We start from the raw sequence: 26,707 nt of genomic DNA, 5'->3' as shown, positions 1-26,707 counted from the left end.
CTCCTCCCACCTCTCAATTTAAGCGCTTTCATGAGATACTTTTATTATAGGAACACTGTTGTTTTTAAGAAACAAAGAAAAATACTCCTTTAAAAGAGTACTTTTCAGCGTCGCTGATAAAAATCAACGAATTAAATTAATTTTTAATTCCGCTCTGACCGCATGCTCCATGGCTTCAATCAAAGCTTTACTTTTTACCTCATAACGGGAAAGAATTCTTCCTGCGCTGAGTTTCCGGCATAAAATTTCCAGAAGTTTCATCCTGACAGGATTGTCCAGAGCCAGAACTGCGAAACAAATCGTCTTCACCGTTCGGCCTTTCCAGCGGATGGCATGTTTAAACCTGTGAATTTGAAAAATTTCTTTTTTAACGATTTCCTGATCGCCAAGCAATACGATGACTTCTTCGTTTAAAACGAGAAAGGAAGAAAGAAAATCTTGCTTTAACTGCTTCTCAAGGAGTTTTCCTTCTTTTATCTGCAGGCAGACTTTGTATGCGAGTTGGTGAATGAACTGCGCTTCACTTTTGAACGCGCTGTGTTCATGAAGTGAGATCTTCTCCTTGTCTGGCAGATAAAATTCCAACTCATAACAAGGCAAAATGTAATCGTTAATAAACTGGCTGATATCGTCTTTGTCAGGAATAAACGCTGTAAAAAACGGCGGAATCGTTTCTTTATATGCAAAATCCAAAGTCAGAAGTAAAATGCAGTCGTAATTCTTCCGCGCTAATTCTCTTACCTCATAAAGCTCAACAGCTTGATTGCTTTCGATGAAATCACCGAAAAGTCGGTTCCATCTTTGGATCATCAGCTCCGCCATATCCATACCGTTCTCACAGTGTGTAAGCATTTTTAATTGCCGGTGCGGAATTTCAATTTGTTCGCATTCATGATAAATAATCTGAACTAATTTTGTGATTTCTTCCACGCTGAATGAATAATGGATTTCTTCTTTAACGAGGGTGGCGAGCTTACATGCAGCATAATAACAAATCGGCGAGTTCAAGACGACAATATCGGTAATTTGATTGATGAAATGGCCGTTTTCCGGCAAGTTCCATTGCTTGCGGAATAATGCTTTGCATATCAGGTTTATCAATGCTCCATGCAGTGTTTCAATCGTGATTAACATGCGAATCCAGGGATTAACCGGATGTTCTTCTATTGCGTGGATAACCTGATACCCACGGCTGCAAAGTTCTGGCGAGGAAAGAAAACCGGAAGTTCCAGCAGTCTCCTGACTGATGCGGAGTAATTGGGCAACGATCCCTCTTTCATCTTCATCTACGCAAAAATCCGGATTTTCCTTTACCAGCTGATCAAAAAGCAGGTGAACATATTGAATTTCCGGCCATGTCCGCATTTCAACTTTCTCTTCGTCAGTCAAATATAAAGGATACCAGGCCGAACAGCGATGCCGCATTACAATCAGATAGGCTGTAATTCTCTGAACGTTGATATCTTTGATCCGGATATGACAGCTTTGCAGAACATCGTAGATAAGATGTCTGATTTTTGAAGCTTCATCATTTTCGCAGGCAATCCATCGCCAGTAATCCGGATCGACTTCCTTTAACAGATAAAAATTATAATAAACTCCAATCAGATCAGTAATCGCAAACCGTTTGTTTTTCTCTTCCCCGATGACGATCAGGCCTTTATTCTGCCAGGCTTCCACGGACAGCTGATAGTCGGCAAGCAGTTCATACGCTTGCTTCAGATCTTCTTCAATCGCGCCCTTGGACAGATACATCTGGGCTGCCAGACTGCTGATGGTAATCGGCTTTTCCTGGGATAATAATTTACGGCAGAGAAAAATGACACGTTCAGAATGACTGTCGGAAGTCTGTGTTTTAATCATGTTCTGAGTCAGCGGAATCTGAAAATGAGCGTCGAAATTCGTTTTATCATGAATTTGGATACGATATCCCCGTCCCTTTTTCACTTCAAGCAGGGCGCCATATTCCGGAAGTTCGTCTTTAATTTCCTGTATTGACTGAACCACTAATTTCCGACTGATTCCCATAATCTCAGAAATCTGCTTCGCTGTAATGTAATTATCTTCCTTCATAATCAGATAGATTATCCGTTCATTTCTCATTTTTTATGCCTCTTCGAATTTATCCCGGCTTTATTTACAGTGTAACGAAATTCCCTGACCAAAGCAACCTGTTAATTTCTGGAAATGATTACAAAGCTTTCTGACAAAGGGAATTTCAACAGCTTACCTAGTTTATTATAAAATAAAATATCTGGAACTATAGTAGAAGCATATAAAGATGAAAATTCAATTACAGACATCAATATCATTTAACTTCTGCGTTGATTAACAGTAAACAGTAAACAATTTTGATAAATAATCTGATACCAAATAAAGCTTTTTCCTGGCCTAAACTTCCATAAAATCACGTTCTTTACTACTGGCAGCAGGACACTTCAAGCAACGAGGTATTTACTCAACACAAGATCCACGTGGAAAATTGGCAAAAATTTAAAAATTTGCCAATTTTCCACGTGATAGTTATCTTCATTCTATTTTGTGGTATAATATGTCAGTAGATGAATTATCGGCAAAATTTTAAATTTTTGCCAAAATATCACGTTGGAGGTGATGGTCTTGATTTATTATGAAATCATCGATTCTATGCGAGATGAAAGAGAATTTAGCCGTAAAGATTTACGAAAAGTAATTAGGCAAAAAAATCCTGATTTTAATTTTAATAATCTTAGCTCTTTATTAGAGAGATATTTGCGACAGAATTTAATTAAAAAAATAGATAAAGATCAATACACAGTCATTACCAACAAAAAAACTTACACTTATCAGTTAAGTCAGGAATTAAAAGAAATTCATGATTTTTTAGAAGAACGATATCCAGAAATTAACTTTCAAGTATGGGAATTTTCTCAATTAAATGAGTTTCTGAATCATTTACTTGCTAACAAGACTTACGTCATTGAGGTAGAATCTTCTTTTGTTGAATCGTTTTTTGATATTTTAAAAGAAAAGTATTCTAAAGTTCAATTAACACCTACTGTTGAGGAGTTCTATAGGTATGCTGAATGGGGTACGATTGTCGTTAAGAAACTGATTACTGAATCTCCATACGACATGGATACTCCACATCAACTAAGGTTAGAAAAATTATTAGTAGATTTGGTCGCTGATAAGTTCACTTCAGGTCTGATTAACAATTCAGAGACTGCTGACATCTATGAATATTGCTTTAAGCAATATAACATTGATGTAAAAAAAATTCTGCGTTATGCGCGAAGGAGAAATGCAGAAAAAAAAATAAAAGAACTATTAAATAAAGTGAAAGGATAACGGGGGAAATGATTGATACCAATATTTATACACAAAACTATATTCAAAGTTTAACCGAGGATATAAAAGCAGACCGCAATCTTGTAGAAAGATGTCTCTTTGCCTTCGGATTACTTGAAGCCTTATCGAGAGTGAAAATGCCATTCATTTTCAAAGGCGGGACATGTTTGTTATTACTTTTGGATAATCCTAAACGATTATCTACGGATATTGACATCATCGTGGAACCAAATACTGATTTAAATGAATATTTGCATAAAGCAGAACAAGTTTTTCCATTTAAGCACATGGAGGAGAATATCAGAAGAGGCGGAAACAACATTGAGAAAAGACATTATCGTTTCTACTATGACTCACCTATCCAGTCAACAAATACTAATATCATTTTAGATGTCGTTTTTGAGGAATGTCCATATGTTAAGCTTTTAGAGAGAAATATCGAAAATCGTTTTCTGAATGTTAAACAACCCAACATTTTTGTAAAGATACCCACTGTGGATTGTATTCTAGGAGATAAATTAACGGCATTTGCTCCCTATACAATAGGAATTCCATTTGGTGTGGATAAAGAGTTAGAAATTATTAAGCAATTAAACGACATTGCTTGTTTATTTGATGAACTTGAGGACTTTCACGCAGTAAAAGCAACCTACATCAAAACAGCAGAAATGGAAATTGGATTCAGAAATTTGAACATTCACTATAAAGACTGTTTAATTGATACGATACGTTCTTGTCTATGTATTATGGCTAAAGGTTCTATACTTAAGAATGATTATGAATTATTCTTACAAGGGATACGAAAAATAAAAGGACATCTATTGGGTTACAAATATAACCCGGATATTGCTGCAGATCAAGCCTCAAAAGTTTTATATCTTTGCGGATGCTTACTCACGGATCATGAATTTGAAAAAACCGTTAATTTAGTGAATTGCAAAGAAATTAGAAAGTTACCTGATCCTTTGAAAACATTATTCTATCTCAAAAAATTTAATTTCGATGCATTTGGTTATCTATGCGAGACTTTGAATTTAATGGATTTAGAGCAATTACTTTGGGAGAAAACATTGAGTTGATAAACTGAATCCGCTGCAAACTCTTTCCCATTCATACTATAAGAAAAGACAGAACAATCGCTTTTGATCATTCTGTCTTTTTTCTTGAGGTAAACTTGAATTACTGTGCGGAAGCCTGGTTCAGGCAGTCGGTGACCGCATCAAGAATTCTGCCGCTGGACAGCGTGCAGCCCGAGATCGTGTCGACATTGACGGAGTTTTCCGCAACGATCGCCGCTGGCAGATCGCTGATCGCCTTATCGGCGACACCCGCTGTTTCATGCTGTTCAACGATTTCAACCGCGCTGATCTTGCCGTCTGCGATTGTCGTCTTGACTGTCATCTGACCTTCCTGGCCTTCGACCGTCGCCGTGTATTCGCCGTCTTTCAGCGTCTTGCTCATATCGAAGCGATCCGCGGACGCCGTTTCCTTCTCAAACAAGGAAGCGTCGAACAGGTTGGATGCCGCTTTCACGGTATAGCCTTCCGCCAAGGTGTCCGTCATTGCAGTACGGCCTGCAATCCGTCCGAAGGTGATCGGGCCCATGACGCCGGTGCCGCCGGAAACGAACTTGCCCCAGATGCCGCCGGTGCATTCGCCTGCCGCGTACAGACCCGGAATGACGTTGCCGCTTTCATCCAGAACATGCGTCTGCGTGTCGATCGAAACGCCGCCCAGCGTCATCACAACCAACGCTTTTAACGGAATCGCATAATACTTGTCGCCTTCGATCTTGTTGACCGCCAGGCTGTAAGCGGATGGCGTCGCGTCAAAGCTGCGTCCGAATTCATCTTCAACTTCGCCGTCGACGGCTTTGTTGTAAGTTTCAACCGTAGCCTTCAGCGCATCCGCCGGAACGTTGATCAGCGCGGCCAGTTCGTCCAGCGTCGCCGCCGACTTCACCAGGTTCTTCGCCCGTCCGGTTTCCGGATTGAAATAAAGCTGATACATCATATCGCCGCCGGCTGCAGAAAGATCCGCAACGATCTTGTCGGTGAAGATATCATATTGAACCGCGCCCGGCTGTTCTTCCAGCGCGACTTCACGCACATCGACGCGCGCTTCCTGTTCGTTGACAAACCGCTTGCCTTCCTGATTGACGCAGATGCCGCCGGCCTTCCAGGTGTAAGTAGAACCGATCGTTCCGCTCTGCGGACCTGTCTGCACGCCCATCGGGAACGTCGGGATGTAGCTCATCGCTGTCTCATCGACGTTGGCGCCGACTTCCTGCATCATCCGCAGCCCTTCGCCCATCGAGGTTGTAGAGCTGAGGTAATCCGCGCCGTGTTCCGCGTATTTGCCCATCAGCTTGAAGTTTCCGGAATAACCGCCGGTCGCCATCACGACGCCTTTGTTGGCAGTATATTTAATCGTCTTGCCGTCTTCGGCAACCGCTTCAACGCTTAAGACCTGACCCTTGTCGTTCGCCAGCAGCTTCACGCCGTCGGTGTTGAAATCAATCGTAACGTTGTCCAGCGTCTTGATGTACTGATCGAGCACCTCATGCGCTGCGCTGGAATAATGTTCCTTGTCGTCGGCCTTCGGTTTGTAGGTCCGCTGAACGGAATATAACTGATGTTCCGGCGCGAAGACCGCTTTGCCGCCGGTCGCTTTGTCTAACGAGAATTCGTTGTCGGCTAAGCCGTGCTCCAGCATCCATTCGAACATGTCGGTATCTTCGTTAACAAAGGTTTCGATCAGTTCGCGGTTGCCCAGCTGAGCGCCGTTTTTCATGATGTCTTCCACAAAGGAAGCCTTCGTGTCTTCGATGCCGGCTTCCTTCTGCAGCGAGGTTTCCGCCGCAGACATCGATCCGGACGTCAGATTCAGATTCCCGCCGGTACGGTTTGTCTTTTCAATAATGATGACGTTCTGCGCGCCGTTGTCGGTGGCCGCGATCGCAGCGGATAACCCCGCTCCGCCTGCGCCTACGACGATGACGTCGGCTGTTTTCTCTTCATCATACGCCGTAGCCGGCGCTGACGGTTGTTGTTCCACAGGCTTGTTGTTGGACGTTGAGCATCCGCTCATCGCGGAAACCATCAACAAGAAGGCTGAACATAAGGCTACTGTTTTCTTCATTTCTTTCCTTCCCTTCTGATTGTAAGTTTATCATTTAAGAATGTTTTCACAATATCAAATTCACTCCTGATTTTAAGAATTTCAGAACCTTCATTTTTGCATTATGGAAATCTATGTTATACTTAATTCAACAGAAACTGAGGTGATTGTGGAATGAATTCAATTTATACGCCCATAAAGAAAGATAATTTCTCCAAAATCGAAGAAGAATTTGATTATGAAATTCTTAAAATAGGAAGGTTTTCCAAGAAGCCGCCTTTGATCAATCACAGCATTTTCATGAACCATTTCAAGATCCTGTTCTTCCTGCATGGACATTGCCGGATTATCGTTGAGGATCAGGAATACCAGGTCGGGCCGGGCGATCTGCTGATCGTGCCGATCAACGCCTTTTATACGGTCAGTTCCGTCGGCGAAGACACAATCGAGTTTTTCTTTCTCCATTTTACCGTTCAGCCGGTGCATAAAATCGCACGGTTTATCGAGTCGCTGGAGCTGACGCAGATTCTGGTGCTGCACGATACGATCAACGAAGTGCTGGTGCATCAGCTGCAGCACACGATTAAAAAGGTCAACGAGCAGGAGCCGGGTTATTATCTGGAAGCAGTCCTGCTTCTGCAAAGCCTGATGCTGCGGCTGCGGATTCTGCGGCAGGAAGGTGATCATCAGCGGGCAGCTTCCCCGCATGTCCGCTCCAGCGAGGAAACGGTATTCAACCAATGCGTCCGCTATCTGCAGGAGCATTTGAGCGAAAATATCACAGTCGACAAGCTGTGCGAAATCGCGCATGTCTCGCAGAGTTATTTATACCGCTGCTTTAAAAAGCTCGTCCAGCAGTCGCCCAGCCAGTTTATCCTGCAGTTTAAGCTGCAGAAAAGCCAGGAATTGCTGAAAACAACGGATGATTCGATCACCGCGATTGCGGACGCGACCGGCTTCTCCTCCATCTATTTGTTCTGCAGCACCTTTAAAACCGCGCTGGGGGTAACCCCGACGCAGTTCAGAAAGCATTTTAAAAATCAGGGCTCCGGCGCTTAAGCCGCGAAACCCTGATTTTTTTATATCTTTAGAGGCCGCATTCTCTCCCGACTGAAATGAAGCAAGCTTGCGCTGCCTCCGCTGGCTGATCGCGTTCTCGATCATATGCCTGCCCTCGCCGTTTGTTCCGCGGTCGGGAATGCGAAATCCTTTGGCGAAAACCGCCTCGGTTAAAAGCTCAGGATAGCCTTGTCTGATCCTGACTTCTAAAGCTGCTTCAGCACGCTCTCCGTCAACAAGCTTTCCGCTGCCTCGGGCGAATGCCGCACCGTGATCGTAATCTTCCGTTCTAACAACCGCCGGCAGATCGCGATGTCCTCGCTGGTCAGCGCCGTCCGCTCGTTCAGGATCTTCCCGTTGGGGCGCATCCGCAGGCCGCCCAGATTCAGCGTTTTCAGCTCGCGGAAATGTTCCAGCACCTGATTGGCGTCGAACAGACTGCCGACGATGATCAGCACGTTGTCCGGCGATTCCAGCTGCCTGCGTACGATCTCAAAGCCCGCTTCCACCTCCGCGATCTGTAAGCGCACCTCGCGCGGCTTCGCCAGCCCCAGAATCATCTTGGTGAATTCGTCGTTTGCCGCCTCGTCGTTCAGGACGAGAATCATATCCAGATTGTAATAGCTGGTCCAGTAAAACGCCACCTGTCCATGAAGCAGGCGATCGTCCACGCTGACCTGTCGGATCATTCAGACCGCGCTCCCATCATGGCATTGACATAAACCATCTGATCCTTCGCCGCGTTTACAATCTCCTCGATCTGCGTCCCGTCGCTCACCTCGGAAAACAACATTTCCAATAACACCGAAATATTCGCTCCGCTGATCAGATAGAAATCCCGCGTTCGCAGCTGCCGCATCGCTTCCAGATTGACGCTCCCCCCGACCAGATCCGTCACGACGCACAACGGCTCCGCCGGATCCCGCCGGTCCAGATACGCCTGCAGCTGTTGTTCAAAATCGTTATTGTACGGAAGCAGATCCACATTGTTCAGATCATCCTTAAAAAATTTCAGCGTGTTGGCCACGCCCTGGGCATAGTCGCCATGTCCGGCAATCAAATATCGCATGTGCCCGCTCCTTTCTAATTTTTACTTAACACTTCAATCAAATCTTCATACTCCGTGATTTTCCCTGAAAACGGTTCGCGGGGATCGTTGATCATCTCGCTGATGAAATCATAGCCCAGCCGCAGCGAATCCAGATCGCCGTTGATGTTGACGAAGATGACCGCCTGCGCCCACAGCTTGTTCCAGATGATCGGCTTTTTCAGAAAACCGATATAGATGAAGCTTTCCGGCAGGGGTTTCAGCGTGTGCAGGAAGACGACGCCTTTGGTCGTTTCATGCGACAGGATATGCTCCGCTTCCCAAAACATCGCCAGAATCTCTTTCCAGTTGTCAAACGCTTTAGCCACCTCGCGGAACACCTCGTCGCGCACGCTCCCCTTAAGACTGCCGTTGAAATAGCGCGGGGAGAAATAGCGCGCCAGCTTGCGGAAGGACAGGCGGTTGTGCTTGATCGACTGCTGGATCTGTTCGCCATACGACAGCCGGCCATCCATATAAATCGACGGCACCGGATAGGATGCCTGCAGCGGCACCGTGCTGAGGATCAGTTCCGCCTGATGCAGATCATGATTTTCCAGCTCGCCGACGTCGCAGATCTCAATCATGTTCGCCAGCGCCGCGTGGTTTTCGTTGATCTCATTGATCAGCGTGATCGTTTCCGGCCGGCCCCGTCCGCACACGACTAAAATCTTGGCGCCGTGCGGACGGCTCTCCGTGGAGAACAACAGATTGGTATACAGCACGAGATAGGCGAATTCGTTTTTATTCATCCGGACGTTGAAATTCTGTTCCAGAATATCGCTGATCATCATCGTGATGTGAGTGGAAAACAAATATTTATTCAGGAATTCATAGATCATCGGATTGCGCATGACCAGACCGCTGCGCAGCCGCGCAACCATCGCCGGGATGTGCATCCGCAGATATTCCTCGTAGCGATCCTTATTGATCGCGATCACGCCGAAGCGCTTTTGCAGCATCCGGTAAATATCGTACAGCGTTTTCTCCACCTGTTCGATTTCCTCGCTGGTAATTTCGTCCAGTTCCGTGATGTGCTTGGACTTGAAATGCAGCGCGAAGTAGAGAATCTCCTCCTGCGGCAATAAGATTTCCAGCTTGTCCTGCAGCCGCTGCACCAAATCCTGTGCCGCCGGCCATTCCCGCGCGACGCTCGTTCGAAACTCATCCAGATTTCCGTTCTCAATTTTTACGTAATTGTAGAATTTCCAGCGCCGGATGGAGACGATGATGTGGATCACGAAATTCTGCAGCGACTGATCGGACATGTGAATGCCGTATTTTTCCATAATTTCTTCCAACAGGTCGCGCACAAACCGGATTTCATTCTGATTGGTGCTGGAAACAAACATCGCGTTGTCAGCCGCAAAATAGCCGGTCGAGACATTGGCGTGAAAGAAATATTCGGCGATGCACAGCCGTTTGGCGATTTCCTCCCCAACTAACAATATTCCATAATTCGGCCGGGAAATCAGCTCCAAATTGTAGTCCTTGAAGATTTCCCGCACTTCCTTCAGATCGGCGGTCAGCGTGGAGCGGCTGATATACAGCTCGTCGACTAAATCCTCGATCGTCAGATAGTAATCCACCGTCAACAGCTTCTTCACGATGTAATTGACGCGTTCGTAGCGGTACTTCGGCACGGTCTGCGCGGTTCGCAGCTCACGCCGCTTCAGCTCCGTCAGAAACTGATTATAGAGAAATTCATCGCCCACCGACAGCTGGTAACCGACCCCGGTCCGGGCCAGAATCGCCGCGTCGTAGTCCTTGAGGATCGCGTTCAGCTCGCCGATGTCTTTTTTGACCGTGCGCGCCGACACCTTGACCTTTTCCGCCAGCTGAGCGCTGGTCAGCGGCTGGGAGGCTTCCCCCAGCAAAATCAAAATTTGTTCCAGGCGGTCGCTGATGTATTCCATCCGCTTCCCCTCCTCTCTTAAAAGAATGCAGGGTTGCCCCTGCATGATGTGCTACTGCAGCTTATAATCCTTGAAGTACGTCTTCTTCCCATCCGGAATCAGGCGCAGCTCGACCTCAAAGCCGTCGCTGACCAGCTTGTTGCACAGCTCGATATCCTTCTGCGATACCGCGATCGCGCCGATCAGGTTCTCCTTCGTTTCAGCGTTCTTGCGGATTCCGCCCAGATTCAGCGAACCGATTTCCGGGATGCTGGTGAGGATATCGGCGGCGTCAGGGATGTTGTTGGTGATGACCATGACGTTGGTGCTGCTTTTTAAGTGAGTGCGGATCAGCGCCTTCGCTTTCTCCACGCTTTCGCAGACCAGCTTCGTTCCCCGCGGCTTGGCGATATCCAGCGTCATCTTCTGGAAATCATCCTTGGCGATCGCGTCGTTGGCAAGGATGATCATGTTGATCGACAGCTGCTTCGTCCAGGAAAATCCGACCGCGCCGTGGATCAGACGGTCGTCAACACGCAGTAATTTTATCATTCGCTTGTTCCTCCTTGTTTTTTACAAGCCGACTTCGTTGCCGGTTTTCGGCGCTTTGGAGCCCATGATGTCGTTCATCCGTTTGCGGGCTTCGTCCAGCGGATTGACCCATTTGTCGCGGCCCATCGCGGAGATCACCTGGAATGGGATGACGTTGAACAGGACGCTGAAATGTTCGTCGAGATGATGATTGATCGTCAGCACTTTCGGATCGTCGATCTTGCGGTTGGTGATCAGATAGACGCGGGAGGTGAGCTCATGGACGCTTTCGTACATTTTGACCGCGCGGTCGCTCGGCTGTCCCAGCGAATCGACGATGATCACCGTGCGCTCAGCGTTGGTCTCAATCGATGGTCCATGCAGGAATTCCTCCATCTCATAAGCGGTCGCGGCATGGCCGGTCGTCTCCGCGATCTTCAACGCCCCTTCCAGTGCAACGGCGTGATTCGGGCCATAGCCCAGAATCTGCACGCGCTTGAGGTCGGTCAGCTCTGCTTCATTGGCGGCATACCAGAGTTTTGCTTTTTCCACCGTCTGATCCATCGTGTCACAGGCCTGCTTCAGCTGTTCATAATATCCGGCGGCTTCTTCCGCGCTGATCAGGCCCTTGGCCTTGCCCGCCTCAATCGCGAACAACATGTAGTATAAGCCGAGCGTGACGACGCCCTTGGTGACAAAACCGATCTTTTCAATCCCCATGCCCCAGTTCAGACACAGATCGCAATGCTCCTTCATGACGCTCTCGACATTGCCGGTCAGGCCGATCGCCGTCAGGCCATGATCGCGGGCTTTCTGCAGGGCGTCGTTGGTGTTGGTCGAACGGCCGCTCTGCCCCGCGCCGAAGACAAACGTCTTTTCATCAAAGATCGTTTCATAATGATTAAAGGTAAACGAAGTGACGACTTCCGTTCTGACCTTGAGGACCTTTTCGACAAAGTATTTTGCCAGACAGGAGCCGTTGTAGGAAGATCCGGAGGCGATGATCAGGATCCGGTTGTACTCCTTTTTCGTATACAGATCGACGGCCGGCTGTACCAGCTGTGAAGCTTGTTCGATGTTGCGGCGGCACTGCGCCGCGCTTTCTTCAATATAACCCATCATCGTTTCCATTTCGACAATTCCTCCTTATGTTTTTCATGGAAAAGAGGAAGCAAGGCCCTTCGCAAAAGCCTTGTTCCCCTCCTTGTGCAATGCGGTCTGCCTGCCCTGCCGCTTTAAAACGCGCTAAACTTGACCCAAAATGGACGCTTCAGTCCACGGACAGGGAGACATAAGCCGTTTGAAGACTACGATTAGAGAATGCCGATGACGTTGCAGACGATGCCCAGAATGAACATGCCGATCATGATGTGCAGCATGTTGACCTGCTTCTTTAACAGCCAGGCGGTCGCCCACGTAATGCACAGCGGCAGCAGGCCCGGCAGAATTTCATCAAACAGCGACTGCAGCGCTAACGGTTCCATCTGGCCAAACTGAATGACTAACGGCGTCGAAACCGAAACCATCGACATCGTCATCGCGCCGATCACCATCAGGCCCAGGATGCCGAAGCACAGCGTCAGCTTGTCCATGATGTTCGACTTGTAGATCTTGTTGATAAACTTGCTTCCGAAATCATACGACTTCCACATCAGATACCAGCGGGCCAGGAAATGCGGTGCGTTGTAGAGCAGAATGAAGACGAAAGGCGCCAGCACGTTGCCCTGTAAGCCTAACTGCGCCGCGACGCCGGCCGCGATGACGCGGAAGGTGCCCTGGAACAGCGAATCGCCGATGCCGGCCAGCGGTCCCATCAGCGCTGCTTTGACAGCGTTGACCGAAGCCGGAGCCAGATCCGGATTGCTCGAGATTTCTTCTTCCATCGCGCAGGAGATACCGAAGATCAGTGTCGATACCTGCGGCGTCGTGTTGAAGAATTCATAGTGACGGCTGAGCGCCATCGCCAGATCCTTCTTATCCGGATAGAGTTCTTTTAACGCCGGAATCATCGCGTAGCAATAACCCGAGCCCTGATAATTCTGATAGTTGAACGAAGCTTCCAGCGTATGTGCGCGCCAGTACACGCCCATTAACGCCTTGCGGCTCAGACGCTTGGTTTCGCGCTTTTCGTCCGTGACTTCCTCTTCCGCCGCTTCCTTGTCCTCCGACTTGATGAAGAAGAAGGCGATCACCGCGAAGGCTGCGCCCAGGATCGCGACGCCCGTGTTGGTCATGCCCAGGAAGGCTGACAGCACGAAGCCGATGAAGTAGAACGCGCCGATTTCGCGGGTCCAGATCATATTCAGCAGCATCGCGAAGCCCAGTGCCGGCAAGATCGACGTGCCGACCTTCAAGCCGTTGTAGATCCACTGCGGAATGAAATCGACGACCGCCTGAACTGCGCCGGTGCCTAAATAGATGGACGCGAAGACCAGAATCATCATGATCAGACTGAACAGCCACCAGGTCAGCCAGTGATACCGTTCCACCTTCTTGTAATCGCCGATTTCGCAGGCTTTCTGCATCTCGACGATCCAGTACTGCATGACGACGCGGATGAACGTTTTTAACATATTGAACAGAATGCCGGTCGGAATTGCGATGGTCAGCGCGAACGCCGCGTCCTGACCGGACAGAATCGCCAGCCCGCCGCCGACGATCGTTGCGATGGAAACGTCCATGGATACCGAAATACCGATGTTCATGACGCCGATGAAGGCCAGCTCCAGCGTGGCGCCGATCAGAATTCCGGCTTGCAGATCCCCCAAAACCAGGCCGACCAGCGGTCCGAGAACGATCGGTTTGGTCAGCATCATGTAACCGTTGATCATATCGGTTCTCGACACGAGATAGATCAACGACAGAAGCAGTGCGTTTAGTAACATAAGTGTTTACCCCTTTCTTAACCTTGGTCTGTGATGCGGTGGGCCTGTCGGTTTGTTTTCAGCTCTCGCTTCCTTTCTTTTGAATAAATGAATTAACATAACAGATCCGGCTCTGCGCTTCGCTGACGCAGCGCTGCAGATCAGCGGCCAGATCGTCTGTTTCTTCCAGTTTCAGCACGTTGAGAATCAATTCGAGATTGACCCCGGCGAGGATGTGGCAGTTGGGCTTCAGCAGGCTGCGCATCATGTATTGATTGACGCTGCCGCCCAGCAGGTCGGTCATGATAATCCAGGTTTCCGCTTCGTGGCCCTCCATGATCTTCTGCATGCGGGTTTCCAGAGGCGTTTCGTCGGTATAGGCACACAGGGCTGTCACGTCCGGATTTTCGCCTGCCAGCCGGCACACCGCGCTGGTCAGTCCGGCGGCGTATTCGCCATGACTCGCGATCAGATATTTCACATTATTCCTCTTTCCATTCGTCCTTTTCAATGCCATTATAGAAAGCTTTGTAATCATTAACTACTCAATTAATTTCACTAATTCTAGTGCAGTGCATCAGCCGTCCGGGGCGTGAAGCAGCGCCGGAATTTCCGCCAGATCGTCAAACAAGGCGTGCGCCGGGGATTGATCAAATCCATACCGCTGGTCGCGCTTGGCCAGCACGCGCATGCCGGCGCGGATGGCAGCCTGAATGCCGTAGGTGGAATCTTCAATCACGGTGCATTGTTGGGGCTTGGCCTGAAGCTGGGCGGCGACGTGCAGATAGATTTCCGGATTCGGCTTGCTTTCCCGGAAATCATTGCCGCTGGCGATCACTTCAAACAAGGGCAGGATCGCGAGCTCCCGGAGCACTTGTTCGATGTTGGCGCGCGGCGAGCTGGACGCCAGAGCCAGGCGCCAGCCGGAGTTTTTCAGCTGATTCAGCGTTTGATGTACGTGAGGATTCGCCAGCTCGCGGTACGCGATCCGCTGCCCCTGATGGTACGCCCGGTAATCGCGGCGATAGGTTTCCTCACTATCATAAAATGCTGGATCCGCCTGTTTTAGAATCGAAAATGTTTTGCGGCTGCTTTCGCCGACAAGCCGGTCGAGCACCGCGCGGGGAAACGCATAACCCCGGCTGATCAGAAAATCTTCAAGCCGTTTGTAATAAACCGGTTCGGTATCGACGAGCACGCCGTCCATATCAAAGATGACGATTTTCTCCATCTTCAACCTCCTTTCTGTGTTCCTGCGGATTTATTATAGGAAGATTGTGCTTTGGAACAAAAACGGAAAAAGATCACCAAGCTTAGTGCAGCGTTCCCCCTGATTTCTGTGCGGCAATCCGCTATAATAGAAACAGAAGGGAGCGATCAATCATGCTTTTATTTGCTCAACCCGGACCTCACAACACCAACGCGGCGGTGGCCGAGGGCATCCGCAAAGTCAAACAGCTGAATACCGATCTCGTCTTCGCCTCATCCTCCGGCGCGACCGCCAAAATCGTCATCGCCGAAGCCCGAAAACAGGGATTTACCGGAAAACTGATCGACGTCCGTTCCGTCACCGACGTGCAAGCTCGCGGTCTCAACCGGATGGACGCAAAAACCAAACGTGAACTGGAAGCTCAGGGCGTCGTAATCGTCACCGCCGGCCACGCGTTAAGCAGTGGGGAACGGGGACTGAGCCGTCAGTTCAGCGGGATTTATCCGCTGGAAATCATGGCCGCCACACTGCGGACTTTGGGACAGGGCGTCAAGGTCTGTTTTGAATGCGCGGTGATGGCGCTGGACGCCGACGCGATCGAATGGGGAAAACCGGTCGTAGCTTTGGGCGGAACCGCAAGCGGAGCGGATACCGCCGTCGTGATCACGCCGGGCTATTCGGCCTCCATCCTCACCACCCGGATCCATGAGATTCTCTGCAAGCCCGCACTGATGCCGGACTCTGAGTCTTAATCGCGCACTGAAAAAACAGGATTCAGAATGAAGCGGAAAATCACTTTATCCGCCAGCCGGACAGCGCAGCAAAGTAAAAGTTCGCCCGATCAGATCACAGAAAAAGAATTCAGTCTTTTGACGACAATGAACCGTCAAAACTGAATTCTTTTTTATTTATAGTTAACTATTCGATCCGGAATGCGGGATTTTCAAAGTTGGAGCATCCGGGTTTTCCGCAAACGCTTCGATCCGGTTTGTCTGTGGTACTGCCGGGCTGCGGTTTTCAATTTCCCGCTTCAAAGCCGACAGCTCTTTTGGCGAAACCTCCGGCTGGGTCAGATTGTTAAGCCATCGTTCCTTTTTCAACAAACCCAGCGCTAACAGACATTTCAGTACATAACTGATTTCAACCAGAAAGTAAACCGCAGTCAGCGGCAAGTCGGTTCCCCTCGTCAATCCGATCAACAAGGGAATCGGAACGATCCACATGAACAGCGAATCAATCAGATAGATCGACCGGCTGTCCCCGCCGCTGCGGAAGACGAAATACACAAGAAAATGTCCGGTCGCCAGCGGGAATAACAGTGCCATGATCTGCATTAGCTGATCCGCCGTCCGCAGCGAAAGCGCAGAACCTGTGTAGATCAGCGGGATTGTCCAGCGGCAGAGATCAATCAGGATTCCAAACGCGATGGAAAGTCCCAGCGCCAGTTTGAACACACGCCGCACAACCTCCCTGGCCTCCGCTTTCTTTCCCTGCCCCAGAACCGGACCGACCAGAATGGTCAGCACCGTGCCGGCCGCGGGAAAAAGCACCCGGAACAGCTCATAGTAGGTCATCGCAATGGCATATCCGGCCGTCATCGGCGTACTGAACGACGAGTAGCCTTTAAATAACATCGCCAACCCCAAGCCATAGAATAATTCGTTCAATCCGATCGGAAGCATCGTTTTTCCAATCTGAATTGCCAGCGAACGCGGCATTTTCGGCGTCGTCTTCCACGCCTGCGCATAGACGCACCGCGAGCGTTTCATCAGGACCATCATGATCAGCGCTTCCGCACACCGGCACAGCAGCATCGCCAGACCCGCCCCCAACATGCCGCCAGGGATCTCTTCCAGCAAAATCAGATTCGCCAAAATCTTAACGATGACGGCGGCGCAGCTGCCCCACAGCGGAAGGCGCACCTGTCCGATCGCCCGCATCGCATTGGCAATCGCCTGCGACAGCACATAAGGAATCATCGACAGCGCCAGCAGCTGAAGATAGACCGCCGCCGGGCCTTCCAGCGCCGGATCGGAGGAAAACAGCCGGACCAGCGTTTGCGGGAAGGCAAGGCCAGCCAGGATAAACGGAAACAACAGCGCGATCGAAGATGTCAGAGAAAAGCGGAACGTCTGAACCATCCGCTGCGGCTGATCAATTCCGGCATATTGGGCGAGAAACACAACCCCGCCCGCCAGAATGCCGTTGAGGAAACTGCTCGGCACCGTAAACAGGCGGTTGACAATCGCAGCCGATGAAACGAAGAGATCGCCGTACCGGCCGACCATCACGTTGTCGATAATCGTGATCAGGTTGAGAATCAGCTGCTGCGCGATCATCGCCAGACAGAGATACAGGGCCTGCCGGTAAAAGTGTTTCATTGATTCCTGATACTTCTCCATCCCTTTCCCCTCCGCTCTGACTTTCATTCTTCCTTTAGTATAGAAAGTCCAGTTCAGCGTCAGAAGCTGAAAAAAATCACCATTTCTGGTGAAGTTTTCTTTCTCCTCTGGGCTGAATCAACAGAAGATTTTATTGTTTGCGGATTAGAAACGAAGGTCTTCGCACACGTTGATTCCCATGATTTCAATGGGGAAACTGGCTGCGGATCGCTTCCATCAGCGCCAGCACTTCCCGGGTCTTGGCTTGTGGATAGAGCGGGCTTTCCCGCCAGCCGTTGCCAACACAGCGGCAGACTTCCGCAATCTCCCCCGCCAGATCGGTATACTGAATTGTCGGCCGGATCATCTGCGTTCCCTGGGCGTTTTCCAGAATGATTTCCTCCGCCCGGTAATAGTAAGGAATCCGCAGCGTGCCTTCTGTTCCCCGGATCACGGCTTCGCGCGGACGTTCACGGTCGATCGCGCCTTCGGTCAGAATGCGCGCGCCACTGGCCGTCGTCAGTTCGCATTGGAAGTGAACGTCGATGTGATCGCGCAGCTGGGCCGTCACGTTCAAAGTCGGCGTCAGGTCCGGAAACAAATCCAACACGAAATAATAAAGATAGCTGCCGATGTCGTACAGCGCGCCGCCCTGAAGGGGATCCAGGATGTACCAGCCCGGTTTTGTCTGGCCTTTTAAATCGTAACAGTAATTGACATCGGCGCCGGTCACTTGACCGATAGCCCCGTCTTCGATCAGATTTTTGACGATCGCGCTGGTCGGGTAAAACGGCGTCTTCAGCGCTTCCATTAAGAAGCAATCCTGACGTTTCGCTTCCGCGCACAGCTGATCCCAGTCCGCGCTGGTAAATGCGGCGGGTTTCTCCACCAGGACATGTTTATGCTGCGCCAGCGCCGCCAGCGTCATCGCTTTATGCTGCGCATGCGGCAGTGCAATGTAAACGCAGTCAACCTCAGGACTGGCCAGACAGGCTTGATAGTTGTCGGCAATCCGTGCGCCGGGCACTGCCGCGGCCGCCGCTTCCCGCTTGGCTGGGGTCTGAGAAGCAATCCATGTGATCTCCGCTTCTTCAACCTGGGCGCTGTCATGAACGAATCGCTGCGCGATCCCACCATAACCTAATATTCCAAATCGCATAACTTCACACTCCTTTGACACCACTATACGCCTGCCTGGGGAAAAGAAAAAGCGAAGAATTGTGAATTTTTATAACGGATTTCTTACGGTTTTCTATTTTTCCTGATCATGGACTGTATTGAATTTCTTATTGATGTCCAAGCCCTCTCCGCCTTTGTTATGGAACTTCCGATTTCAAAAGTGTTCTGTTTACCCGAATTGTGCGGAAGCCGGAAGAGCGCCAAAGGGACACTCCTTCGATGAGAGCGTCCCTTCTTTTTACATTTTTTTGTTCGAAGCAGAATGGAGGAAGAACAATCCATTCAGATCCGACTGCTCTGCCGGAAAGTCCTTACTTGACCAGCGGTTCCCGCGCGTGATCCGACAGCGTCGTTTGTGTTGGCCGCGCCGTGATCTTGTCCTGCGTGATCGTAAACTTATCTCCAACAAAATAGTGGGTTGTTAATTCAAAAGGTTCGTCGTTGACATTCCACAGGATCGTCTGACGAAGCAGAGGAACATGATTGGAGCCGATCAGTTTGGCCTGTTCCGCGCTTGGCAGACAGGCACCCAGTTCCATATACCCATAGGACCGCTCAATCCCCAATTCTTCGATGTACTGGTTCAGCGAACCTTCCAGCCGTTTAATATCCATCGTCGGCAGAATATTCTGCGAAATATAGGAATACGAAATACAGATCAGACTGCCGTTGCCGAAACGCGTCCGGATGAAGAAATGCAGAAAGTCGTCCTCCGCTACATGCAGCAGAGCAGCGATGTCCGGAGCTTCCTTACCTTTGATAATTCCATATTTAATCAATTCAGCCGACGGTTCCAAACCGGCGTTGCGGATCATATCCGTAATGCTTTCAGTCCGCACCGAGCTTTTTTTGATCTTCGCCTTGAATTTGTCATCTGCGAACGTGCCCTTGCCTTTTATCCGTTTGATAAACCCATGCACGGCTAATTCGTTCATGGCCCGGGAAACCGTCATATGACTGGTGGAAAACCTGGCGCAGATCTCGCTTTCCGGCGGAAACGGTTCATCGTTAGCAATCTCTCCACTTTCGATTTTCTCTTTAAAGTAATTCACGATTTCCACATATTTTGGAAGTTTCGGCATGTTTTACCCCCTGCTTTTCAAACTTTCGGCAATTCTTTTGTTCTCAGAATTGCCGTGTTCTGTTTATTTCGTTTCTTCCACATTTCCATGTCTGAGGCTTGGATAATGCGACGAGACGTAACGCTTTTTGACCGGACTGACCTTCGTGTCGATTCCCGTGTCTTCGCAGATCAGAGCTGAAAGCACCTGAAAAGGAATCACATAGAGAATCGGCGAAAGCAGATCCGTCGTTTTCACTGAGAATTTCAGATCTCTTTCTGAACTTGCCACATCCTCCTCACAGGTGACCACAAATACATGCTCTGTAAAGACGTCTTTATAATACGGAACTAACTCCTTCAAGCGTTCCAGTTCTTTCCGGCCCTCGGAAGCGATCATAAAGATATAGTTATCCTGATTGTAAGCCCGCATCGGTCCATGCATCTGTTCTTCCATTTCATAACCGGTACACGGCCGGGAATACGTTTCAAAGAATTTCAGGCGTGATTCCAGCGCCGTTGGATAGTTCAGACCATAGCCTGCGATAGAGGATTTTGTCATTTGATAAAATTCTTCTTTATTACGATTATACCAGTCGATCGACTCATTGACAACTATTTCCAGGTTGTCGGCCAACGCCTTAGCCGCTTCATCCAACTGCTGATAATAGGCTTGATCAATCAGTTTTTTACGCCGCGCGATCTCAATGGCCTGGATGTAAAACTGGAAGATGGTTTCCGTATAACCGCGCGTTTCCGGACCGATTTCTTCTTCTTCGCAGACTAAATGACAGTATACGTCAGCCAATTCTTCCAGCACACTGTTTAATTGTTCGGTCACCGCAATGGTGAAATACCCGTCCTCCGCAGCTTTTTTTACCGCTTCACAGGTTGAGATACTGTCGCCGTGCTGTGAAAAGCCGATGACGCAGATTTCTTCTTTCTTAAAAATTCCGGACGGATTCGGATTCTCATGATAGGTAAACAACGTCGGTGCGCAGGCAACGCCTTCAACGTGCAGCAGCTCGACAAAGAGATTTTTAATAACCATCGAAACATGATTGGAAGTACCGGACCCCAGGAAATAGACTTTCTTAAAATCATGCTCGACAAAAGCGTCAACAAAGCGGGTCATATATTCATTGCGGGTAGCGTAGGCCTTCTTTAAAACCCGGGGTGTATCCTGAATATGACCGATCATTGAGAGTTTTTCTTTTTCCATGCTTTATTCTGTTCTCCTTTTTCTTGAATCACCGGGCAGCTCATCCCAAATATACCACATACCGTTCAAAAATCAACAGTAAATATATATTTGATATAAATTTCTTTCTTGAAAATAATTTGTGTTCTCCAAGGATTCAGGATATTCTGCGGTTTTTTGTCAGGAATATGCGTGAAATCATACAAATCTGTCATATATTAGGATGTAATCATTTGTTACTATAATTTTTAATATATATTTTTACAAGTTTTATATTTACAAATATATATTTATAGATTATACTGAGTTTAAATCAGGCAGCTCTCATCCAGTTTCATCCATTGAAAGGGGGAAAAAACATCGAATGAATCAAATTATCATCGCCGCCCATGGCCGGCTTGCGTCGGGCATGAAGGAAACGCTGGAATTTTTCGGCGCCCGAAACATCATCATTCTTGAACAAACCGTTCAGGAAACCGGCTTTGAGGCCAAGGCTGAACAGATCCTGCAGCAATGCGCCGGCCAAAACTGCATTGTCTTTACCGATCTGTACGGCGGTTCCGTCAATCAGATCTTTTTCAAAAACCTGCGGGATCATGCCTTTCATCTGATCACCGGCATGAATTTAGCGATGATTCTGGAATGTGCTTTCACGGAAACCGATCTGGATGCGTCGCAGTTAAAAGAAATCATCGCCAATGCCTGCCGTCAAACCTGTTACATGAACGACTTGTTGCTTCATTGCGGGGAAGAGGACGACTAGAAAGGAAAATCAATATGATCAGTTTATTGCGCGTCGACGGACGGCTGGTTCACGGCATGGTCGCCGTAACCTGGGTCGGGGAACTCAAGCCGAACGTTTTAGTGGTTGCCAACGATGCGGCAGCCAACGACAGTTTTCACACAATGACGTTAAAGCTGGCCAAGCCGGCCAATGTGGACATGTACGTCTGGACGCTGGCCAAGGCGGTTGACCGCTTGAATGGACCGAAATACAAAGCGAAGAAAATCTTTATCACGGTCGGCACAATCGCCGACGCGGAAGCGCTCGTCAGCCAATGTCCGGAGATTCGCCGCGTCAATGTCGGCCCTGAAGTCGACGGCACAAAGGGTCGGGTAACCGAAGGAAAAGTGGAGATCAGCGACGGCGTCTTTGCCTCCCCGGAAGAATTCGCATGTCTGAAACGCATTCATGATCGGGGCGTCGAGGTGTTCGCGCAGATCACTCCGCAAATGCCGGCCGTTGATTTTACGGATTTCGCTCAAAAATTTGAATAAGAAGGAGAAAAGGGTATGATTTTACAAGCTATTCTCGTCGGTCTTGTCGCGGGTTACGGACGGATCGAACAATCCTGGTTTGGGCAGCAGATGATCGCGCGGCCGATCTGGCTGTGTACGCTCGTCGGACTTTTGTTAGGAGATTTAAAGCAAGGTGTCATCATCGGCGGCACGCTGGAGTTGATCTGGGCCGGCGTCGTTCAGATCGGCGCTGCACCGACAGAGGTTGTCAGCGGCAGCGTGCTGGCCTCGGCGCTGGTCATCACCAGTGGTCTGACCGTCGAGGAAGGCGTCGCGCTGGCGATCCCGGTCGCGCTGCTGGCCAGCGTTATGAATACGTTTATCTCGTCGGTGAACTCTGCCGTTCTGTCTTCCTTGACGAACAAAGCGGTGGAAAACTGTGATACCAAGATGATCTGGTGGACCGGCATCGGCGGAGGCATCATTTATTTCATCGTCTACTTTGTCGTTATCGCCCTGGGCTTTATGGCCGGATCCGTCGCGATCCAGGCGGTCATTGATTCCATTCCAGGCGTCGTCCGCTACGGTCTGACCAACGCTAGCAAGCTCCTGCCTGCGATCGGCATCGGCATTCTGCTGAAATTTACGTTCGATTGGAAATATGCCGGCTTCTTTGCGCTGGGCTTCCTGCTTCCAACCTATCTGGGAATGGGCACGATGGGCGTCGCACTCACTGGACTGGTCTGCGCATACATCTATTATCAATTTAAACCGAGAGCAGAGGAGGACGACTAATCATGACAAATCCGGTTCAATTATCAAAAAAGGAACTGAATAAGGTATTCTGGCGTTCCTATCAGGCGCTGGGGTGTTATACCTACGATAAGCAGCAGGGGATTTCCTACATGCGCGCCCTGCTTCCGGCGCTGCAGAAACTCTATCCGGATCCGGAAGATCTGAAAGAAGCCCTGATCCGTCACAACGTCATGTTTAATACGACCTGCGCTTTCGTACCGTTCTGTCTGGGCATCACCTGCGCGATGGAAGAGGAATACGCCAACGCCCCGGAAGGTACGTTTGATCCGCAGTCGATCAGCTCCGTCAAGATCGCTTTGATGGGACCGCTAGCCGGGATCGGCGACAGCTTCTTCTGGGGAACGTTCCGGGTAATCGCCTGCGGGATCGGCGCTCCGCTGGCTGCGGCCGGCAATCTGCTCGGGGTCGTGCTGTATCTGTTGTTAAATTTACTGCCGTCAACCTTGACCCGTGTCTATGGCTTTAAGCTGGGGTATCAGGGTGGCCGGGAATTCCTGGCGAAAATCCAGGCTGACGGCACTCTTGAAAAAGTGACGGAGGCCGCAAAGATTTTGGGTCTGGTCGTCATCGGCGGACTGGTGCCGGCGATCGTCGCGGTGCCGGTTTCCCTGGAGCTGAACATGGGCGGCGGTTCGTTCATTCTGGCGGATGTTCTCAACAGCATCATGCCGAATTTACTGCCGTTGATCTTATCCGTCGTTGTTTATCATTACATCCAGAAAGGCGTCAGCGTCAACAAGCTGTTATTCCTTCTGTTAGGCTTAGGCATTTTATTAACGGCGGTCGGTTTCTTCCCAATGGGATAAGCTGGCAAAGATAGTTTCAGGATAAGCAGGCTGAGAGATCGCCTGCTTTTTCATATATAGAAGTAAGAATAAAGTATCCTATTCGATATAGGTTTAGATGAGCATAAACTATTGATATTAAGAACAAATCATGTGTGGGATATTCAGTTGATCTTAGTATTTTATTGAGGGTTTCTGAAATTAGGATATACTATTTTTATTCGTATCAGATAACAGATCAGGCAACTATGCGGGAGAAACATTTGACTTTATCCTGGGACCTGTTGCTAACGATGCTGCTGTAATGATAAAGGATTCATCAAACAGAAGATTATGTAAAATTATGTGTTTTTTATATTTCAGAGAGGCTTTTTCAAAAAAACCGCAATATTCTTAATGGAGATGATATGGATGGATAAACTTAAACTTCCTGAAAAGAATACTGAAGATGCGGTTACACCTGATAAAAACCAGAAAGCGCGACGATTTTCGTTGATGGATGACATGGTTTCAAAATTTGTTTTTAATGATCCTGCCGACCCCTGGACGCCATTGGGCTTTCTGCAGGCGATGCGTCCGGAATATCCGATGTCGGACATTCAGCTGCATTCCGGCGAAATGATCGCACGCTTTCCCGCGGATAAAACTATCCGCTATGATGTTCATGGAATCATCAATAACACGCTATTATTCGATATGGAGTTCCAGCGGTATGGAAATGCCCGGGATCAGGAAAGACGGATCGCCTATTATTTGACGCGTTTGTTCAATGCACAAGAGCTGCGCGGAAAGTCTTTTGATCAGTTAAAGCCTGCCTGGCTGATATTAGTCGCAGATTGGCCTGACGATGACGTTCCTTTTGAGCAAAGCTTGACAAGTATGCTTCATCTGAGTATATTGAATGTAGGCAGATGCTTCTTATTTGAAAATAAACCTGTTGGAAAATTAACTGTCCGTGAGCGTTGGGCGCTTGTTTTCCAATATGCGGAAGATCCCGCAAAAAAAGAACTGATCCATCAGATCATTGATATAGATAAAAACTGTGAAAGGGCGGTGTTAAAAATGGCAACATGGAGTCCGGAAGTGTTGGCTTACATTCAAGAAACAAGAGAAATAGGCCTTGAGCTGGAAATGAATCAATGGAAATGCGACATGCGGAAAGAAGCGTTGGCAGAAGGAAGACTCATCAAACTCATCGGTTCCGTTATGAAAAAGGCAAAGAAAGGATTATCCGCCATAGAAATCGCAGACGATTTAGATGAGGATGGAGAACTCATTCGATGTATCCTGACAATAATTCGAAATCACCCTGACTGGTCAATCAAACAGATTACCGCCCAGGTATTGAAAACCTGGAAAATTGATATATCACCCGAATATATTTATTCTGACTAATTCGTTATGATCCATTTGCGGCATAGTACAACGAATTCAGAGCAGCCGGCGTAGTCTACCATGAGCCTGATAAAGAAAAAAAGTCAGCCCTTTATACAGCTGACTGAAGTGTACCCTTCCTTCTTAAAATTCCAATACTCACCCTCTTGTCGTAAAATTATTAAATGTAAAACTTCATAAATCGAAATTGTATTCTTATATTCGACCCAAGTTTAAGACACTCTTTATTATTCTGCCTTAATATATCGCGCACTCCGAGCCTGCCCGATCCGTTTAATACTTCCGCTTTTCACCATAGCCCCCAGCACAGCCTCCACCGTAGTGGGGCTGACATCCGGCAGGATGCGGCAAATCTCAGCTTTGGAAATGGGCGTAAGGCTGTTTAGCACGGTTGCCTCCACACGGGCCTTCTTCGTGATTTTCTTACCATGCACAACAGCAAACCGCTTGTCCAGTTCCTTATAGCACATATACAGCGTAGAAAGAAAGTTTTCTATAAAAGGAAAATAACTGTTCTCGTTGTTTTCCCAGCCCTCTGAAGATTGACGCAGAGCTTCGTAGTAATAAGCTTTATAGTTGTTGATCTGCTCCTCGAAAGAAACATACTTTCCAGCGTCATATCCGTTTTTATAAAGCAAAAGCAGGGAAAGTAACCGGGACATTCTTCCATTACCATCCCTGAACGGGTGGATACATAGAAAATCCAAAATCACACAGGGAATAAGAAGAAGCTGATTGATATTGGCGTCATTTCTTGCCTCCAGATAAGCCAGCTCCAACTGCTCCATCGCCTGGGATGTTTCTGCCGCAGGCGTGGGACGAAAACGTACCCGCCGCTGGCCCTGGGCATCCACTTCCAAAATCACGTTGTCATCGGTCTTATATTGACCGCCGTACTCATATCCGGCAATGGACATCAACATTTCATGAAGCCGTAAAATATCACTCTGCCGAAAGTCCATATGATCGTATCCCAGATGGATGGTATTCAACGCATCCCTGTACCCGGCAATCTCCGCTTCGTTATGATTCAAAGGAGCACTGTTTTGATTAACAATCGCGTTGATACGCTCATCACTGGTGACAATACCCTCGATGGCGTTGGAGCTTTTGACCGACTGGACCTTGGCAATGGCCTCCAGTTCCGTAAAAATCCGCGTGTACTCCTCCTTCCGCATACCCGCCATGGTTTTCAGCGATGCAATGCTGGATGTCAGGTTGATAAGGTTTGCAGGCAGCAAACCATTGTTTAAAAAGGAATAATCAAATATCCTCATTCCATAGTCTCCATTCTTTTCTGCATATAAATTTACCATATTATATGCAGTAATTCAAACAGTTACACTTTTTTTCTGCATATATTATTTCAAAAGATATGCAATACGTAAAAAATCGATGTTACCGTGATTATTCCGACGGCTTTTATGTCTATTGTCCGCCTTCCTCTGATAAAACCACTCTAGATGGCGTGGTTCCATCATCCGTTATGCAGGCCGGCCCGTCATTGCTCAAAGCTGGATTGAAGACTAGGATTATGATCTTAACATTGCGGAAA

The 26,707-nt window shown here is 48.5% G+C and carries 24 protein-coding genes; 9 read left to right on the top strand and 15 right to left on the bottom strand.

The window, feature by feature from the left end:
* Window positions 1-123: 123 nt before the first annotated feature.
* Window positions 124-2,103: a BglG family transcription antiterminator gene (locus BQ7364_RS15085; RefSeq protein WP_072685475.1), complete on the bottom strand. Its 1,980-nt coding sequence runs from the start codon at window positions 2,101-2,103 to the stop codon at window positions 124-126.
* A gap of 516 nt (window positions 2,104-2,619) precedes the next feature.
* Here BQ7364_RS15085 and BQ7364_RS15080 point away from each other — a divergent pair.
* On the top strand, window positions 2,620-3,330 hold the full coding sequence (locus BQ7364_RS15080; protein WP_139248657.1) for a DUF6577 family protein: 711 nt from the start codon (window positions 2,620-2,622) through the stop codon (window positions 3,328-3,330).
* 8 nt (window positions 3,331-3,338) lie between these two features.
* Complete coding sequence (locus BQ7364_RS15075) at window positions 3,339-4,409, top strand: nucleotidyl transferase AbiEii/AbiGii toxin family protein (protein ID WP_072685473.1); 1,071 nt, start codon at window positions 3,339-3,341, stop codon at window positions 4,407-4,409.
* A 100-nt stretch (window positions 4,410-4,509) separates the two neighbouring features.
* Here the strand turns inward: BQ7364_RS15075 and BQ7364_RS15070 are convergent, their stop codons facing one another.
* A complete protein-coding gene (locus BQ7364_RS15070) occupies window positions 4,510-6,471 on the bottom strand; it encodes an FAD-dependent oxidoreductase (protein WP_072685472.1) in 1,962 nt (653 codons plus the stop codon).
* A 153-nt stretch (window positions 6,472-6,624) separates the two neighbouring features.
* Between BQ7364_RS15070 and BQ7364_RS15065 the strand changes: the two genes are divergently transcribed.
* Window positions 6,625-7,509 carry an AraC family transcriptional regulator gene (locus BQ7364_RS15065; protein WP_072685471.1) on the top strand — a complete coding sequence of 295 codons (885 nt, stop codon included), beginning with the start codon at window positions 6,625-6,627 and terminating at the stop codon, window positions 7,507-7,509.
* A gap of 206 nt (window positions 7,510-7,715) precedes the next feature.
* On the opposite strand, the gene BQ7364_RS15060 is transcribed toward BQ7364_RS15065, so the two are convergent.
* The 8 genes from BQ7364_RS15060 to BQ7364_RS15025 all read right to left on the bottom strand — a co-directional run bounded on the left by BQ7364_RS15060 (window position 7,716) and on the right by BQ7364_RS15025 (window position 15,117).
* Window positions 7,716-8,198, bottom strand: a complete 483-nt coding sequence (locus tag BQ7364_RS15060) for a PTS sugar transporter subunit IIB (RefSeq protein WP_072685470.1) — start codon at window positions 8,196-8,198, stop codon at window positions 7,716-7,718.
* Window positions 8,195-8,578 (bottom strand): PTS sugar transporter subunit IIA, encoded by a 384-nt coding sequence (locus tag BQ7364_RS15055; protein WP_072685469.1) that lies wholly within the window; start codon window positions 8,576-8,578, stop codon window positions 8,195-8,197. Before BQ7364_RS15055 ends, BQ7364_RS15060 begins: the two co-directional genes overlap by 4 nt.
* A gap of 14 nt (window positions 8,579-8,592) precedes the next feature.
* Window positions 8,593-10,512, bottom strand: coding sequence for a BglG family transcription antiterminator (locus BQ7364_RS15050; RefSeq protein ID WP_072685468.1), 1,920 nt, complete (start codon window positions 10,510-10,512; stop codon window positions 8,593-8,595).
* A 51-nt stretch (window positions 10,513-10,563) separates the two neighbouring features.
* On the bottom strand, window positions 10,564-11,043 hold the full coding sequence (locus BQ7364_RS15045; RefSeq protein WP_006057890.1) for a PTS sugar transporter subunit IIB: 480 nt from the start codon (window positions 11,041-11,043) through the stop codon (window positions 10,564-10,566).
* Window positions 11,044-11,064: 21 nt separating this feature from the next.
* Window positions 11,065-12,153 carry an SIS domain-containing protein gene (locus tag BQ7364_RS15040; RefSeq protein WP_072685466.1) on the bottom strand — a complete coding sequence of 363 codons (1,089 nt, stop codon included), beginning with the start codon at window positions 12,151-12,153 and terminating at the stop codon, window positions 11,065-11,067.
* Between the two features lie 182 nt (window positions 12,154-12,335).
* On the bottom strand, window positions 12,336-13,907 hold the full coding sequence (locus BQ7364_RS15035) for a PTS system mannose/fructose/sorbose family transporter subunit IID (RefSeq protein ID WP_006057892.1): 1,572 nt from the start codon (window positions 13,905-13,907) through the stop codon (window positions 12,336-12,338).
* Window positions 13,908-13,965: 58 nt separating this feature from the next.
* Window positions 13,966-14,367 carry a PTS sugar transporter subunit IIA gene (locus BQ7364_RS15030; protein WP_072685465.1) on the bottom strand — a complete coding sequence of 134 codons (402 nt, stop codon included), beginning with the start codon at window positions 14,365-14,367 and terminating at the stop codon, window positions 13,966-13,968.
* 96 nt (window positions 14,368-14,463) lie between these two features.
* Window positions 14,464-15,117 (bottom strand): HAD family hydrolase, encoded by a 654-nt coding sequence (locus BQ7364_RS15025; protein ID WP_072685464.1) that lies wholly within the window; start codon window positions 15,115-15,117, stop codon window positions 14,464-14,466.
* Window positions 15,118-15,269: 152 nt separating this feature from the next.
* On the opposite strand from BQ7364_RS15025, the gene BQ7364_RS15020 reads away from it, so the two are divergent.
* Window positions 15,270-15,848, top strand: coding sequence for a pyruvate kinase alpha/beta domain-containing protein (locus tag BQ7364_RS15020; protein WP_072685463.1), 579 nt, complete (start codon window positions 15,270-15,272; stop codon window positions 15,846-15,848).
* 162 nt (window positions 15,849-16,010) lie between these two features.
* Here the strand turns inward: BQ7364_RS15020 and BQ7364_RS15015 are convergent, their stop codons facing one another.
* The 4 genes from BQ7364_RS15015 to BQ7364_RS15000 all read right to left on the bottom strand — a co-directional run bounded on the left by BQ7364_RS15015 (window position 16,011) and on the right by BQ7364_RS15000 (window position 20,938).
* Window positions 16,011-17,498 (bottom strand): MATE family efflux transporter, encoded by a 1,488-nt coding sequence (locus BQ7364_RS15015; protein ID WP_072685462.1) that lies wholly within the window; start codon window positions 17,496-17,498, stop codon window positions 16,011-16,013.
* Between the two features lie 184 nt (window positions 17,499-17,682).
* A complete protein-coding gene (locus tag BQ7364_RS15010) occupies window positions 17,683-18,636 on the bottom strand; it encodes a Gfo/Idh/MocA family protein (RefSeq protein WP_072685461.1) in 954 nt (317 codons plus the stop codon).
* A 331-nt stretch (window positions 18,637-18,967) separates the two neighbouring features.
* The gene (locus BQ7364_RS15005; protein ID WP_072685459.1) at window positions 18,968-19,738 is read right to left on the bottom strand and encodes a GntR family transcriptional regulator; all 771 of its coding nucleotides are present in this window, start codon (window positions 19,736-19,738) and stop codon (window positions 18,968-18,970) included.
* Window positions 19,739-19,801: 63 nt separating this feature from the next.
* Window positions 19,802-20,938 (bottom strand): SIS domain-containing protein, encoded by a 1,137-nt coding sequence (locus tag BQ7364_RS15000; RefSeq protein WP_072685458.1) that lies wholly within the window; start codon window positions 20,936-20,938, stop codon window positions 19,802-19,804.
* 343 nt (window positions 20,939-21,281) lie between these two features.
* Between BQ7364_RS15000 and BQ7364_RS14995 the strand changes: the two genes are divergently transcribed.
* The 5 genes from BQ7364_RS14995 to BQ7364_RS14975 all read left to right on the top strand — a co-directional run bounded on the left by BQ7364_RS14995 (window position 21,282) and on the right by BQ7364_RS14975 (window position 25,152).
* Complete coding sequence (locus BQ7364_RS14995) at window positions 21,282-21,680, top strand: PTS sugar transporter subunit IIA (protein WP_072685457.1); 399 nt, start codon at window positions 21,282-21,284, stop codon at window positions 21,678-21,680.
* A gap of 14 nt (window positions 21,681-21,694) precedes the next feature.
* Window positions 21,695-22,195: a PTS sugar transporter subunit IIB gene (locus BQ7364_RS14990; RefSeq protein ID WP_072685456.1), complete on the top strand. Its 501-nt coding sequence runs from the start codon at window positions 21,695-21,697 to the stop codon at window positions 22,193-22,195.
* A gap of 15 nt (window positions 22,196-22,210) precedes the next feature.
* Window positions 22,211-22,951, top strand: a complete 741-nt coding sequence (locus BQ7364_RS14985; RefSeq protein ID WP_083538640.1) for a PTS mannose/fructose/sorbose/N-acetylgalactosamine transporter subunit IIC — start codon at window positions 22,211-22,213, stop codon at window positions 22,949-22,951.
* Window positions 22,952-22,953: 2 nt separating this feature from the next.
* Window positions 22,954-23,778, top strand: a complete 825-nt coding sequence (locus BQ7364_RS14980; RefSeq protein ID WP_072685455.1) for a PTS system mannose/fructose/sorbose family transporter subunit IID — start codon at window positions 22,954-22,956, stop codon at window positions 23,776-23,778.
* Between the two features lie 390 nt (window positions 23,779-24,168).
* On the top strand, window positions 24,169-25,152 hold the full coding sequence (locus BQ7364_RS14975; RefSeq protein ID WP_072685454.1) for a PD-(D/E)XK nuclease family transposase: 984 nt from the start codon (window positions 24,169-24,171) through the stop codon (window positions 25,150-25,152).
* Window positions 25,153-25,379: 227 nt separating this feature from the next.
* On the opposite strand, the gene BQ7364_RS14970 is transcribed toward BQ7364_RS14975, so the two are convergent.
* Window positions 25,380-26,468: a Fic family protein gene (locus tag BQ7364_RS14970; RefSeq protein ID WP_200798815.1), complete on the bottom strand. Its 1,089-nt coding sequence runs from the start codon at window positions 26,466-26,468 to the stop codon at window positions 25,380-25,382.
* Between the last annotated feature and the right edge of the window lie 239 nt (window positions 26,469-26,707).

The organism is Holdemania sp. Marseille-P2844 (assembly GCF_900120005.1).
Lineage (GTDB): Bacteria > Bacillota_I > Bacilli_A > Erysipelotrichales > Erysipelotrichaceae > Holdemania.
The sequence above is the reverse complement of the archived record's forward strand: the minus strand, read 5'-3'. Positions and strand labels throughout refer to the sequence as shown.